This is a genomic window from Lysobacter sp. CA199 (assembly GCF_052078715.1).
In the GTDB taxonomy this organism is placed as follows: Bacteria; Pseudomonadota; Gammaproteobacteria; order Xanthomonadales; family Xanthomonadaceae; genus Lysobacter.
Genome location: NZ_JBQJIL010000011.1, coordinates 235,903 through 248,497, shown reverse-complemented (window position 1 = coordinate 248,497; position 12,595 = coordinate 235,903). Strand labels below are relative to the sequence as shown.

Genomic DNA, 12,595 nt, shown 5'->3' with positions numbered 1-12,595 from the left:
ATCGGCCGGATGACCGAAGCGCGAGGCCACGAAAAAGCCGCCTTTCGGCGGCTTTTTCGTGGCTGGAGCATCACTTCCAGTAAAAAGTCCACTGTTGATTGGCGCCGCCGTGGCAGTCCCAGATGTGGGGCCGCGAACCAAGCGACTGACCGAACCCCGGATCGTCGAGGCAGCGATCGCTGGCACGGCTGCGAATTTCGCCGCGGAACGCCCAAGACTGATGCGGCAACCCGTTGCAAGGCCACATCCGGATCGGCGCGCCATTGTCGGAGCGGCCATCGGCCACTTCCAGACAGTTGCCGCCAAGGCCGACGATCTGGCCGTTCGCCTCGAGTCGCCACTTCTGATTCGTGTTGCCAGAGCAATCCCAGAACTGCACCGGCGTACCCGCCGCCGTGCCGTGGCCCGTGACGTCCAGGCACTTGCCGTCCATGCCGACAAGCTCACCGCTGACCGGGTTGTAATTCCAAATCTGATTGACGGTGCCGTAACTGTCCCATAGCTGCATGCGAGTCTGATTGGCGGACGAAACACCGGCCGCATCGAGCACCCGACCACCGTTGGCGACGATCGCCATCTTGCGGAACGACCACGCCTGATTGCTGTTGCCGCTGCGGTCCCACAGTTGCACACGAGTACCGCTGGCCGTCCCCAAGCCGATTACATCGAGCGCGCGGCCGCTGGCGACGCCGACGATCGCGCCACTACTGTTGGCGAACGACCACTGCTGATGCGGCAGGCCGCTGCAATTCCAGACCTGGAGCGCAGTGCCATTGGCGGTACCCAGACCGGCCGCATCCAGGCAAAGTCCGCCCACACCGACGATCCAACCGATCCGATCGTGTGGTGGCGGCGGTACTACAGTAGCGCGAAAGGTCGCAACGATCGGCATCGTCTGATTCAAAGTGCGCGCGGTGTCGGCTTCGTTCTCGACGCCGCAAGCGAACCCGCCGCAGAAGGTAATGCGCGGATTGGAAAAGACCCGGTAGCTGGTCTGGCCCGAATCGCCGTACGCCATGATGTCGTAGAAGTTGCCGCCCGACGCGCCGACCTTGTAACCGAAGGAATAGGCGAAGGCCCCATAGGCCAAGCTGCCGCCGGAACTGGCGGTGGCGCGATCGTGCTGGGCGCCCATGTTGTGGCCCAGTTCGTGCGCGAGGGTTTCATCGCGACAGAAGTACGAAGTGGAGCCGTTCTGGTAGCGTCCGTCGCTGGCTACCGAATAGCCCGACGGCGCCGAGTTGACGGTGAATGGCTGCCGCCCCCCGCCGATCAACCAGGCGATGCCGCAGCCGTTTTGGGTATTCGGATCGTATTTGCGCACCAACGACACCAGGTCGGCACCGTATTGATCGCGCGCGGCACGCAACGCATTGAAGGCAGGATCGACCGGAACGCTACCGGTGCCGGTCATCTTATCGAGCGTGTCGCCGTTATCGGAACTGTCGGCATAGTTCACCTGCATGGAATGAACCAGGCGAAGACGGGCGGTGATCTGACTGTTGACGTAAGCCTGGTTGCTCACTTCCACCAGATAGTTCAAGCGAGTGACCGCTTGCGACTGGCCGCCCAGGCCGGTGGCGAAACCGTTGCTGTAACCGATCAACAGATCGATCGTGCCGCCATCGCTCGCGGCCGTCGCTGCCAAAGCCGGCGAATCGTTGGCGCTCGGAGAACTGGACGCGGCGGCGGCGGCGGTCGGTATCCGATAATCATCGGCGTGGTCGGCCGCGTCGGCTGCGGGCAACCGGGTCTGGTCGGTTTCCACCAGCCAGGTATCGCCGTCGCGCATGGTCAACTTCAGCGCCGGTTTGCCGGGCTGGGCGATGCTGCCGAATACCGCGCGATTACCGAAGGTGATGATGGCTTCGTTGTCGGCGCCGCCGTTATCCAGGCGTCCGACCCACGTCCAGTCGCCGGAGGCATGCTCGACATGACGTTCGTAGCGGAACCCCAGCTTCTCGCCCGACGGCGTGGTGATGCTCAGCCGTCCGCCGACGATCGCGGCGATCGCATGGCCCTCGCTGAGACCGGCGCGATGCCAAGTGTAAGCATTGTCGTGCAACGCTTTGCCCGACTCGGGATAGGCGACCAGGTCGCCATGATCGGGCAATCGCGCAACGCCCTGACCGGCGCGGCGCATCGGCAAGCCGCGCGGCGTCGCAATCACGGAGGCATCGCCGGCGGCGGCCATCGGCACGTGCGCGGAGCGGGAGGGGGCGCCGAAAGAGTCCGTTCGAGCAGCGGTGCGAGAAGAATCCGACGAGGTGCAACCAGCGGCCATAAAGGCCAGGGCACCGACTAACAGCACACTGCGCATATCGAACCATCTAGTCAGGTTAACCAGCACAACATCCTGCATGCGGAATGTGAAGACTACAATCCTCGCCGATTCAGATCGGCCATCGCTTTTCGGCTGTGCGTAGCAGAATGCCGCATTCATGCGGCCTGGGGCCGCGCCAGGCCGACTGAGCAGCTGTCGAGACGTCACACATGCATGGCTGAATCCGGCGTTCTGTCGCCGGACCGATGCGCCGCAAACCGACTATGCGTCGCAACCTTCCGAGCGACGGCACGCTCTCGCGAGGCGGCCGCCGCGACTACCGCTCGACCGCAACGCGTCCCGACAACCGGTGCGGACCGATCAGTGCGCGACGAACGGCACGCCGGTCTTCTCGCGCAACTCGTCCTCGCTCACGCCCGGCGCGGCCTCGATCAGCACCAGGCCGTTCTCGGTCACGTCCATCACCGCCAGTTCGGTGATGATGCGGTTGACCACGCCCAAGCCGGTCAACGGCAGGGTGCACTCGGGCAAAATCTTGTGCTCACCGTTCTTGGCGGTGTGCTCCATCAGCACGACCACGCGCTTGACCCCGGCGACCAGATCCATCGCCCCGCCCATGCCCTTGACCATCTTGCCCGGCACCATCCAGTTGGCCAGATCGCCCTTGGCGGTGACCTGCATCGCGCCGAGGATGGCCAGATCGATGTGGCCGCCGCGGATCATCGCGAAGCTGTCGTGGCTGCCGAAATAGCTGGCGCCCTGACGCGCGGTGACGGTCTGCTTGCCGGCGTTGATCAGATCGGCGTCGACTTGCGCGTCGGTCGGGAACGGACCGATGCCGAGCAGGCCGTTCTCGGACTGCAGCCACACATCCATGCCTTCGGGAATGAAGTTGGCCACCAGCGTCGGCAAGCCGATACCAAGATTGACGTACGCGCCGTCGGTGAGTTCCTGCGAGGCGCGTTGCGCCATTTCGTCGCGGGTCCAGGGCATGAGAGTTTCGTCCTTTGATTCGAAAGTGGAAGTCAAAACGACTACGGGAAGAAGCGTCGGCGACGATGCGGCCGGCTTGGGCCTGACAGGCGGGAAAGCCGCATCGCGATATCCGCTTCAGCGCTTTGCCTCAAGCGCGAAGCGGGCACTCGGCCTTCCATCCGCCGACCGCTTACCCGGCCCGCACCGTCCGCTGCTCGATCCGCTTCTCCGGCGACGCATTGACCACGATGCGGTCGACGTAGATACCCGGCAGATGCACGTGATCGGGATCGATCTCGCCGACCTCGACCAGTTCCTCGACCTCGACGATGCAGACCTTGCCGGCCATCGCGCAGGCCGGATTGAAATTGCGCGCGGTCTTGCGGAACACCAGATTGCCGGACTTGTCGGCCTTCCACGCCTTGACCAGCGACACGTCGGCCTTGAGCGCGGTTTCCATCACGTAATGATGGCCGTCGAACTCGCGGGTTTCCTTGCCCTCGGCGACCACCGTGCCGTAGCCGGTGCGGGTGAAGAAGGCCGGGATCCCGGCGCCGCCGGCGCGCAGGCGCTCGGCCAGGGTGCCCTGCGGGTTGAACTCGAGTTCCAGCTCGCCCGACAGGAACTGGCGTTCGAATTCCTTGTTCTCGCCGACGTAGGACGAAATCATTTTCTTGATCTGGCGCGTTTCCAGCAGCAGGCCCAGGCCGAAACCGTCGACGCCGGCGTTGTTGGAAATCGCGGTCAGCCCCTTGACGCCGCTGTCGCGCAGCGCGGCGATCAGGGCCTCGGGGATGCCGCACAGGCCGAAACCGCCGACCGCCAGGGTCTGCTCGTCGGCGACGACGCCCTGCAGCGCTTGCTGGGCACTGGGGTACAGCTTGCTTTTCGCGGCGATGGCCTCGGCCATGGGACAGCTCCATTGCGGGATGAGCGCAGTTTAACGCGCGCCCGCGCCGGGACGTAGCGGACCTTCGGGCAATACCGCGACAATGCCTTGATTGTGTGCCGACGCTAGACTTGCGCGATGAGCCGACTCGCCCTGGTCACCGCCATCGCCTCCGCCTCGCAGGACGAGGATCTGCCGCTGCTGCACGCCGCCTGCCTGGAGCTGGGCCTGCGGGCGGAGATCCGCGCCTGGGACGATCCCAGCGTGGCCTGGGCGCGATACGACGCCGTATTGCTGCGTTCGCCCTGGGATTACACCGAACGCTTCGAGGAATTCGCCGACTGGTGCCAGCGGATCGACACGCTGACCCGGCTGCTCAACCCCTGGTCAGTGCTGCGCTGGAACACCGACAAGCACTACCTGGCCGATCTGGCCGCACGCGGCGTGCCGGTGGTGCCGACCGCCTTCGTCGAACCCGACATGGACCCGCTGCCGGCGCTGCAGGAGTTCCTGCTCGCCCATGCCGACGCCGAGGAGTTCGTGGTCAAGCCGGCGATCAGCGCCGGTTCGCGCGATACCCAACGGTATGCGCGCGCGCAGGAGTTCGCCGCGGCCAATCACATCGCGCGCCTGCTCGACGAGGGCCGCAGCGCGATGCTGCAGCCGTATCTGGCTTCGGTCGATCGCGACGGCGAAACCGCGCTGATGCATTTCAACGGCGCGTTCAGCCATTCGATCCGCAAGGGGGCGATGCTGCAGCGCGAGGACGCGCTGAATCTGCGCGCGGTGGAACGGATCAATCCGCGCGAAGCCGGCGAAGACGAGCGTGCGGTCGCCCTGCACGCGCTGACCGCGACGACCGCGCGGCTGGATCTGGAAGAGCCGCTGCTGTACGCACGGGTGGACCTGATCCGCGACAGCGAGGGTCGCCCGCAGTTGCTGGAACTGGAACTGTGTGAGCCGTCGTTGTTCTTCGCTCACGATGAAGGCAGCGCGGACCGATTTGCGCGAGTGCTGCGGGAGTTGTTGGAGACGACCGCGTCGCCTTGAGTGAAGTGCGTGACTTCGGATCGAAAGGCGTCGGGGCTGAAGCCCCTCCCACAAAAGACTTCGCAGCCTCGATGGCTCTTGTGGGAGGGGCTTCAGCCCCGACGTTTTTCGATCCGCCGCGACAACGTCGCAAAACAAAAGACCGGCCAATGGCCGGTCTTTAGCATTCATGCGCCGGGGTTCGGCGCCAGGCGGTTTCCGCGCCCGCTGCCGCGCACCGACCCGGCATCGCCGCTTACGAACGCCCGTACACGTCTTCCAGTCGAACGATATCGTCCTCGCCCAGATAGCTGCCCGACTGAACTTCGATCAACTCCACCGGCTCGCTACCGTTGTTACGCAGGCGGTGCACGCTGCCCAGCGGGATGTAGGTGCTCTGGTTTTCGTGCAGGTCGAACACCTTGTCGTCGCAGGTGACCTCGGCCACCCCCGACACCACGATCCAGTGTTCGGCGCGCTTGGCGTGTTTCTGCAGACTCAGGGCGGCGCCGGGCTTGACCACGATGCGCTTGACCTGAAACCGCTCGCCCACGTCGATGGAATCGTAATAGCCCCACGGCCGGTACACCTTGCGGTGGAACAGGTGTTCCTGACGCCCGGCGCGCTTGAGTTTGTCGACGATGGCCTTGACGTCCTGGACCCGGTCCTTGCGCGCCACCAAGGTCGCGTCGGGCGTGTCGATGATGACCAGGTCTTCCACGCCGATGGTCGCGATCAGCCGGCGCTCGGACGCGCGCACCAGGCTGTCGCGGGTGTCCAGCGAGATCACATCGCCTTCGTAACGGTTGCCGTCATCGTCGCGCTGGGCCACCGACCACAACGACGACCACGAGCCGATGTCGCTCCAGCCGCAACTCACCGGCACCACCGCGGCGCGCTCGGTTTTTTCCATCACCGCGTAGTCGATCGAATCGCTGGGACTGGCGGCGAAGGCCTCGGGATCGACGCGGATGAAGTCCAGGTCGGCGCGTGAGCGCTCGTAGGCGGCGCGCGCGGCGGCGTGGATCTGAGGCGCATGGCGCGCCAGCTCGTCGAGGTAGCGCGCGGCCTGGAACAGGAACATGCCCGAGTTCCAGGCGTAAGTGCCTTCGGCCAGATAAGTCTGCGCGGTCGCCAGCGCGGGCTTCTCGACGAAGCGGGCGACGCGGTAGACACCGTCGTCCAGAACCTCGCCGCGGGCGATGTAGCCGTAGCCGGTCTCCGGATAATCGGGCTGGATGCCGAACGTGACCAGCCAGCCCTGCGCGGCCATGTGCGAGGCGCGCGCGACCGCGTCGCGGAATGCACCCTCGTCCTCGATCAGATGATCGGCCGGCAGCACCAGCATCACCGCTTCGGGATCGCACGCCAGCAGATGGCAGGCGGCCAGCGCGATCGCCGGCGCGGTATTGCGCGCCATCGGCTCGAGCAGGATGCCGCCACTGCCCACGCCGATGCCCTGCAACTGCTCGCCGACCATGAAACGGTGGCCCTCGGCGCACACCGTGACCGGCAATCCGGCCTGCGGCAGCGCGCGCGCGCGCAGCACGGTCTCCTGGAACAACGAACGGTCGCCGATCAGCGACAGGAACTGTTTGGGCTGGTTCTCGCGCGACAACGGCCACAAGCGCGAACCGCTGCCACCGCTCAATACGACAGGATGCAGCATCCTGGCTCCATGCAACGATAAGACGCGACAGCATAGCCCGGTCGGTGCGATACGGCCTTCATGGAGCGTGACCGGCTGCCGGGTCGGCGTGTGGCCAATCGCGCGACGCTGCGGCAGGCTGTAGCCGGCAGCCGCCGCCCCCTCCGTCAGCCCCCAAGGAATGGACATGGCCTCCGACCCGCGCCCTTCCCTTCCCGCTCCACTGTGCCTGGAGTTCGACGGCGGGCATATCCAGGCCAGCCCGTTCGGCGCCCATCTGCTGTCGTGGCACTGCCTAGGCCGCGAACGGCTGTATCTGAGCCCGCACACCAGCTTCGGCGCCGGCAAGGCGATCCGCGGCGGCGTGCCGGTGATCTTTCCCCAGTTCGGCGAACGCGGCGACGGACCGCGCCACGGCATCGCCCGCACCCTGACCTGGGAAACGCTGGACACCGCCGGTGCGGTACCGCCAGGGCTTGGGTTCCGGCTCGGCGACCGCGAGGAAACCCGCCGCATCTGGCCGTACCGCTTCGAAGCTGAACTGAACATCGAGCCGGCCGCGCAGCGGCTGCGCATCGCCCTGAGCGTGCGCAACACCGACCCCAACCCGATCCAATTCACCGCCGCCCTGCACACTTACCTGCGCGTGGCCGACATCGCCGGCACCTTGGTGCACGGCCTGGAAGACCGTTCCTACCTCGACTCGGCGCGCGGCGGCGTCTTGTGCCCGCCCAGCGACGCTCCGGTGCGCTTCGAGGGCGAGGTCGACCGAATCTATGCCGACACCCGCCAGCCGCTGCGGGTGACCGACGGCGAGCAACTGCTGCGACTGGAAGCCGAGGGCTTCGCCGATACCGTGGTGTGGAACCCCGGAGCCGAGCTCGCCGCGAGCCTGGGCGACCTGGGCGCCGGCGAACACCGCCATTTCGTCTGCGTGGAGGCCGCCAGCGTGCTGCAGCCGGTGCGGCTGGAGCCTGGCGCGGCCTGGACCGGGGCGCAGATCCTCACCGTCGAGCCTTCTGCGGGCCACTGAGGCCCGCGCCGCACGGCAGCCTGCGCCACCGACCGAATTGCGCAAGACCCGCGTTTCAAACGCTCCGGCCGCCGTGTGCGCCCGCGCGCTGCCCGTGCCCGGTCGTCTCCGTTAGAATTGGCGGCTCTTGGCCGCTCCCGGCCGGACACCCCCCACAAGGAAATCCCGCACGATGAAGATCCTCGTCGGCTACAAGCGCGTGGTGGACTACAACGTCCGCATTCAGGTCAAGCCGGATGGCTCCGGCGTGGTCACCGACGGCGTCAAGCTGTCGGCCAATCCGTTCGACGATATCGCCCTGGAAGAGGCTCTGCGCCTGCGCGACAAGGGCATCGCCACCGAGGTCGTGGTCGCCACGATCGCCCCCGCCGACGCGCAGCCGCATTTGCGCAACGGCCTGGCCATGGGCGCCAACCGCGCCATCCACGTGGTCAGCGACCAGCCGATCCAGCCGCTGACCGCGGCGCGCGCGCTGCTCAAGCTGATCGAAAAAGAACAGCCCGACATCGTGATCCTGGGCAAGCAAGCGATCGACGACGACGCCAGCCAGACCGGTCAGATGCTCGCCACCCTGTGGGGTCGCCCGCAGGCGACCTTCGCCTCCAAGCTGGACGTCGCCGACGGCAAAGCCACGGTGACGCGCGAAGTCGACGCCGGCCTGGAAACGCTCGAGGTTGATCTGCCGGCGGTGATCACCACCGACCTGCGCCTGAACGAGCCGCGCTTCATCAAGCTGCCGGACATCATGAAGGCCAAGAGCAAGCCGCTGGAGACGATCCAGTTCGCCGACCTCGGCGTGGACACCGGCGACACGCTCAAGACCACCCATTACGCGGCGCCGCCCAAGCGGACCAAGGGCGTGATGGTTAAGGACGCGGCCGAACTGGTCGCCGCACTCAAGGCTAAGGGGCTGCTGTAATGAGCAAGGTACTCATCGTTGCTGAACATCTCGACGGCAAGCTCAACGCGTCCACCGCCAAGTGCGTGTCGGCCGCGCAGGCGCTCAAGCCCGAATCGATCGATATCGTGGTGCTCGCCGCCGATCCGGCCGGCGTGGCCGCGCAAGCCGCGCAGATCGCCGGTGTCGCCCGCGTGCTGACCGTCGCCAACGCCGCCAACGCCCACGCCATCGCGCAGGTGCTCGCACCGCAGATCGCCGCGCTGGCCAAGAATTACAGCCACGTGTTCGGCCCCTCGACCACCTTCGGCAAGGACCTGTTGCCGTGCGTGGCCGCGCTGCTGAGCGTGGCCCAGGTCTCCGACGTGATGGCGGTGGACGGCAGCCACACCTTCAAGCGTCCGATCTACGCCGGCAACGCCATCATCACCGTCGAAGCGCCGGCCGATCACACCGTGGTCGCCACCGTGCGTACGGCTTCGTGGCCGGAAGCGGCGAAGGGCGGCAGCGCGGCGGTCGAAGCCGCATCGGTCGAAGCCACGCTGCCGACCCACACGCGGTTCGTGGGTTTGGCCGCCGGCAAGTCCGACCGTCCCGACCTGCAAAGCGCCAAGCGCGTCGTCTCCGGAGGCCGCGGCGTGGGCTCGGCGGAGAACTTCAAGATCATCTACGACTTCGCCGACAAGCTCGGCGCCGCCGTCGGCGCCTCGCGCGCCGCGGTCGACGCCGGTTACGTCCCCAACGAACTCCAGGTCGGCCAGACCGGCAAGATCATCGCCCCGGAGCTGTACGTCGCCGTCGGCATCAGCGGCGCGATCCAGCACCTGACCGGCATCAAGGACGCCGGTACCATCGTCGCGATCAACAAGGACGGCGAGGCGCCGATCTTCGAGATCGCCGATATCGGTTTGGTAGGGGATTTGTTCAAGTTGCTGCCGGAACTCGAAGCCGCATTGGCCTGAACGCATCACCCATCGGCCGGTCTGCGCTCGTGCCGCAGTGACGGCCAGGTCGAAGGCCGGTACGGGCCCAACCTGTGCCGGCCTCGGTTCGGACTTCCGATCTCGCAGGCCTGATCCACGACTTAGGATGTCCGAGCTTTGACGCAAGACCAGTCCCCTTCCGAGCAGAACAGCGTCGCCTTGTGCGTCGACCTCGACGGCACCTTGCTGCATTCTGATCTGCTCTACGAATCACTCCTGTCCCTGCTCGGCAAGCAGCCGCTGCTGCTGTTCCTGCTGCCGTTCTGGCTGCTGCGCGGCAAGGCCGCGCTCAAACACGAGATCGCCTCGCGGGTCGAGCTGGACCCGACCTCGCTGCCCTACGACGAACGCATCGTCGATGCGCTGCGTAACACCGAGGCGAGGCCGCGCGTGCTGTGCACCGCGAGCAACGCCAAGTTCGCCCAACAGATCGCCGCCCACCTGGGCGTGTTCGATCTGGTCCTGGCCAGCGACAATGACATCAACCTGTCCGGGGCCAACAAGGCACGGGCACTGGTCGAACGCTTCGGCGAGCGCGGCTTCGACTACATGGGCAACGCCAGCATCGACCTGTCGGTATGGGCGCGCGCGCGTCACGCCTGGGTGGTCAACGGTCCGCGCGGCCTCGCCGAGCGCGCGGCGCAGGTCGGAACCGTGGCCGAGCAGCTTCCGCCCGCCGCCGCCGGTCTGAAGACCTGGGTCAAGGCGCTGCGGATCCATCAGTGGCTGAAGAATCTGCTGGTGTTTCTGCCGCTGCTGGCCTCGCACCGATTCTTCGACATCGAAGCAGTGATCGCCTCGGCGCTCGCCTTCGTTGCCTTCGGTTTGTGCGCATCGGGCGTCTACGTACTCAACGATCTGCTCGATCTGCCTTCAGACCGGCAGCACCCGCGCAAGCGGCTGCGCCCGTTCGCCGCCGGCCGCCTGCCGCTGCTGCACGGCTTGCTCGCCGCGCCGCTGCTGACCCTGGCCGGCTTCGGCCTGGCCGTGCTCGCCAACCCCTGGTTCGCCTTGGTGTTGGTCGGTTATTACGCGATGACCCTGGCCTATTCGCTGCGTCTCAAGCGCATCGTCATGGTCGACGTGGTGCTGCTGGCCGGTCTGTACACCGTGCGCATCATCGGCGGCGCGGTCGCGATCGGCGCAGCGCTGTCGTTCTGGCTGCTCGCGTTTTCGATGTTCATTTTCCTCAGCTTGGCCATGCTCAAGCGCTACACCGAGCTGTCGGCGATCCTAGGCACCGGCAAGAGCACGGCCAGCGGTCGCGGGTACTCGGTCGAGGACCTCCCGCTGATCCAATCGCTAGGCGCCGCCGCGGGCTACCTCGCCGTGCTGGTGTTCGCGCTCTACATCAATAGCCCGGAAAGCCTGACCTTGTACGCGCGGCCGCAGGTGTTGTGGATGATCTGCCCGCTGTTGCTGTACTGGATCAGCCGGCTGTGGATCATTTCCCATCGCGGGGCGATGGACGACGACCCGGTGGTATTCGCGGTGACCGACCGCGCCAGCCAGATCGTGATCGCGCTGTGCGGCCTGTTGGCCCTGGGCGCGATCGGATGACCGAACCCGGCCAGTCCTGGGGCCGTTACCCGCCGGCGCGTCAGCAGATCGTGCCGTTGACCGACCGACGACGCGCGCTGCCGTCGTTCGACGGCAGCGCCCTGCCCTACGGTAACGGCCGCAGTTACGGCGACAGTTGCCTCAATCCCGGCGGCACACTGCTGCACGCACGCGGGCTTGACCGCTTTCTGGCCTTCGATCCGGCCAGCGGCGTGCTGCGTTGCGAAGCCGGCGTGACGTTCGCCGAGATCATCGCCATGGCGTTGCCGCAGGGCTGGTTCCTGCCGGTCACGCCCGGCACCCGCCACGTCACCGTGGGCGGCGCGATCGCCAACGATGTGCACGGCAAGAATCATCACGGCTCGGGCAACTTCGGCCATCACGTACGCGGCTTCGAGTTGCTGCGCAGCGACGGCAACCGTCAGTTGTGCACGCCTGCCGACGAATTGTTCGCCGCCACCGTCGGCGGCCTTGGTCTGACCGGCGTGATCGTCTGGGCCGAGTTCCAGCTCAAGCGCGTGCCGGGCCCGTGGCTGGAGGCCGAGTCGATCCGCTTCGGCCATCTCGATGAGTTCTTCGCCCTGTCGGCGGAGTCGGCCTACAGCCATGAGTACACCGTGGCCTGGATCGACTGCCTGGCCCGCGGCCGCTCGCTCGGCCGCGGCCATTTCCTGCGTGCCGATCACGCGCCCGGCGATCCCGCACTGCGCGCGCCTGCATCGGCGGCGCGGCTGGCGATTCCCTTCACTCCGCCTGTGTCGCTGGTGAACCGGCTCAGCCTGCGACCGTTCAACTGGCTGTACTACCACCGCCAACGCGCGCAGCGACAGCGCGGCAGCGTGCACTACGGGCCGTACTTTTACCCGCTCGACGGCATCCGCGACTGGAACCGAATGTACGGGCCGCGCGGGTTCCTGCAACACCAGTGCGTGTTGCCTCCGTCGAACGCGCGCGACGGCGTCGCCGCGTTGCTCGGCGAAATCTCGCGCAGCGGCAGCGGCTCGTTCCTGGCGGTGCTCAAGGAGTTCGGAGAGATCCCTTCGCTCGGCATGCTGTCGTTCCCGCGTCCGGGCACCACCCTGGCGCTGGACTTTCCCAACACCGGGCCGCGGATCTTCGCCCTGCTCGACCGCCTCGACGCCGTCGTCGCCGAAGCCGGCGGCGCGGTGTATCCGGCCAAGGACGCACGCATGTCCGGCCGCCTGTTCCGCAGCGCCTACCCGCAGTGGGAGCGCTTCGGGACCCATATCGATCCGCAATTCTCGTCCGGCTTCTGGCGCCGGGTGATGGAGTGAG

10 protein-coding genes are annotated in these 12,595 nt (G+C 66.6%); 6 read left to right on the top strand and 4 right to left on the bottom strand.

Translation table 11 applies throughout. From position 1 onward, the window contains the following. Window positions 1-70 precede the first annotated feature (70 nt). The 3 genes from ACTOWJ_RS21070 to ACTOWJ_RS21060 form a co-directional block, all read right to left on the bottom strand. On the bottom strand, window positions 71-2,443 hold the full coding sequence (locus tag ACTOWJ_RS21070; protein ID WP_441336566.1) for a ricin-type beta-trefoil lectin domain protein: 2,373 nt from the start codon (window positions 2,441-2,443) through the stop codon (window positions 71-73). Window positions 2,444-2,644: 201 nt separating this feature from the next. Next, window positions 2,645-3,277, bottom strand: coding sequence for a CoA transferase subunit B (locus tag ACTOWJ_RS21065; RefSeq protein WP_441336565.1), 633 nt, complete (start codon window positions 3,275-3,277; stop codon window positions 2,645-2,647). 172 nt (window positions 3,278-3,449) lie between these two features. Beyond that, window positions 3,450-4,169 (bottom strand): CoA transferase subunit A, encoded by a 720-nt coding sequence (locus ACTOWJ_RS21060; RefSeq protein ID WP_441336564.1) that lies wholly within the window; start codon window positions 4,167-4,169, stop codon window positions 3,450-3,452. 117 nt (window positions 4,170-4,286) lie between these two features. Here ACTOWJ_RS21060 and ACTOWJ_RS21055 point away from each other — a divergent pair, with 117 nt between their 5' ends. Continuing rightward, window positions 4,287-5,198: an ATP-grasp domain-containing protein gene (locus ACTOWJ_RS21055; RefSeq protein WP_441336563.1), complete on the top strand. Its 912-nt coding sequence runs from the start codon at window positions 4,287-4,289 to the stop codon at window positions 5,196-5,198. A 235-nt stretch (window positions 5,199-5,433) separates the two neighbouring features. Here the strand turns inward: ACTOWJ_RS21055 and ACTOWJ_RS21050 are convergent, their stop codons facing one another. Further along, window positions 5,434-6,846: a mannose-1-phosphate guanylyltransferase/mannose-6-phosphate isomerase gene (locus ACTOWJ_RS21050; protein WP_441336562.1), complete on the bottom strand. Its 1,413-nt coding sequence runs from the start codon at window positions 6,844-6,846 to the stop codon at window positions 5,434-5,436. 166 nt (window positions 6,847-7,012) lie between these two features. Here ACTOWJ_RS21050 and ACTOWJ_RS21045 point away from each other — a divergent pair, with 166 nt between their 5' ends. The 5 genes from ACTOWJ_RS21045 to ACTOWJ_RS21025 all read left to right on the top strand — a co-directional run bounded on the left by ACTOWJ_RS21045 (window position 7,013) and on the right by ACTOWJ_RS21025 (window position 12,594). After that, the gene (locus ACTOWJ_RS21045) at window positions 7,013-7,858 is read left to right on the top strand and encodes a D-hexose-6-phosphate mutarotase (protein WP_441336561.1); all 846 of its coding nucleotides are present in this window, start codon (window positions 7,013-7,015) and stop codon (window positions 7,856-7,858) included. 172 nt (window positions 7,859-8,030) lie between these two features. Beyond that, on the top strand, window positions 8,031-8,777 hold the full coding sequence (locus ACTOWJ_RS21040; RefSeq protein WP_441336560.1) for an electron transfer flavoprotein subunit beta/FixA family protein: 747 nt from the start codon (window positions 8,031-8,033) through the stop codon (window positions 8,775-8,777). Next, window positions 8,777-9,718: an electron transfer flavoprotein subunit alpha/FixB family protein gene (locus tag ACTOWJ_RS21035; protein WP_441336559.1), complete on the top strand. Its 942-nt coding sequence runs from the start codon at window positions 8,777-8,779 to the stop codon at window positions 9,716-9,718. Before ACTOWJ_RS21040 ends, ACTOWJ_RS21035 begins: the two co-directional genes overlap by 1 nt. Before the next feature lie 180 nt (window positions 9,719-9,898). Next, window positions 9,899-11,299 carry a UbiA family prenyltransferase gene (locus ACTOWJ_RS21030; protein WP_441336599.1) on the top strand — a complete coding sequence of 467 codons (1,401 nt, stop codon included), beginning with the start codon at window positions 9,899-9,901 and terminating at the stop codon, window positions 11,297-11,299. Further along, the gene (locus tag ACTOWJ_RS21025; RefSeq protein WP_441336558.1) at window positions 11,296-12,594 is read left to right on the top strand and encodes an FAD-binding oxidoreductase; all 1,299 of its coding nucleotides are present in this window, start codon (window positions 11,296-11,298) and stop codon (window positions 12,592-12,594) included. The genes ACTOWJ_RS21030 and ACTOWJ_RS21025 overlap by 4 nt, the downstream gene beginning before the upstream one ends. Window position 12,595 lies beyond the last annotated feature (1 nt).

Coding starts and splice junctions, on each gene's coding strand:
- ACTOWJ_RS21070 (WP_441336566.1), bottom strand. CDS start 2,443: ATGAATGCGGCATTCTGCTACGCACAGCCGAAAAGCGATGGCCGATCT.
- ACTOWJ_RS21065 (WP_441336565.1), bottom strand. CDS start 3,277: ATGCCCTGGACCCGCGACGAAATGGCGCAACGCGCCTCGCAGGAACTC.
- ACTOWJ_RS21060 (WP_441336564.1), bottom strand. CDS start 4,169: ATGGCCGAGGCCATCGCCGCGAAAAGCAAGCTGTACCCCAGTGCCCAG.
- ACTOWJ_RS21055 (WP_441336563.1), top strand. CDS start 4,287: ATGAGCCGACTCGCCCTGGTCACCGCCATCGCCTCCGCCTCGCAGGAC.
- ACTOWJ_RS21050 (WP_441336562.1), bottom strand. CDS start 6,846: ATGCTGCATCCTGTCGTATTGAGCGGTGGCAGCGGTTCGCGCTTGTGG.
- ACTOWJ_RS21045 (WP_441336561.1), top strand. CDS start 7,013: ATGGCCTCCGACCCGCGCCCTTCCCTTCCCGCTCCACTGTGCCTGGAG.
- ACTOWJ_RS21040 (WP_441336560.1), top strand. CDS start 8,031: ATGAAGATCCTCGTCGGCTACAAGCGCGTGGTGGACTACAACGTCCGC.
- ACTOWJ_RS21035 (WP_441336559.1), top strand. CDS start 8,777: ATGAGCAAGGTACTCATCGTTGCTGAACATCTCGACGGCAAGCTCAAC.
- ACTOWJ_RS21025 (WP_441336558.1), top strand. CDS start 11,296: ATGACCGAACCCGGCCAGTCCTGGGGCCGTTACCCGCCGGCGCGTCAG.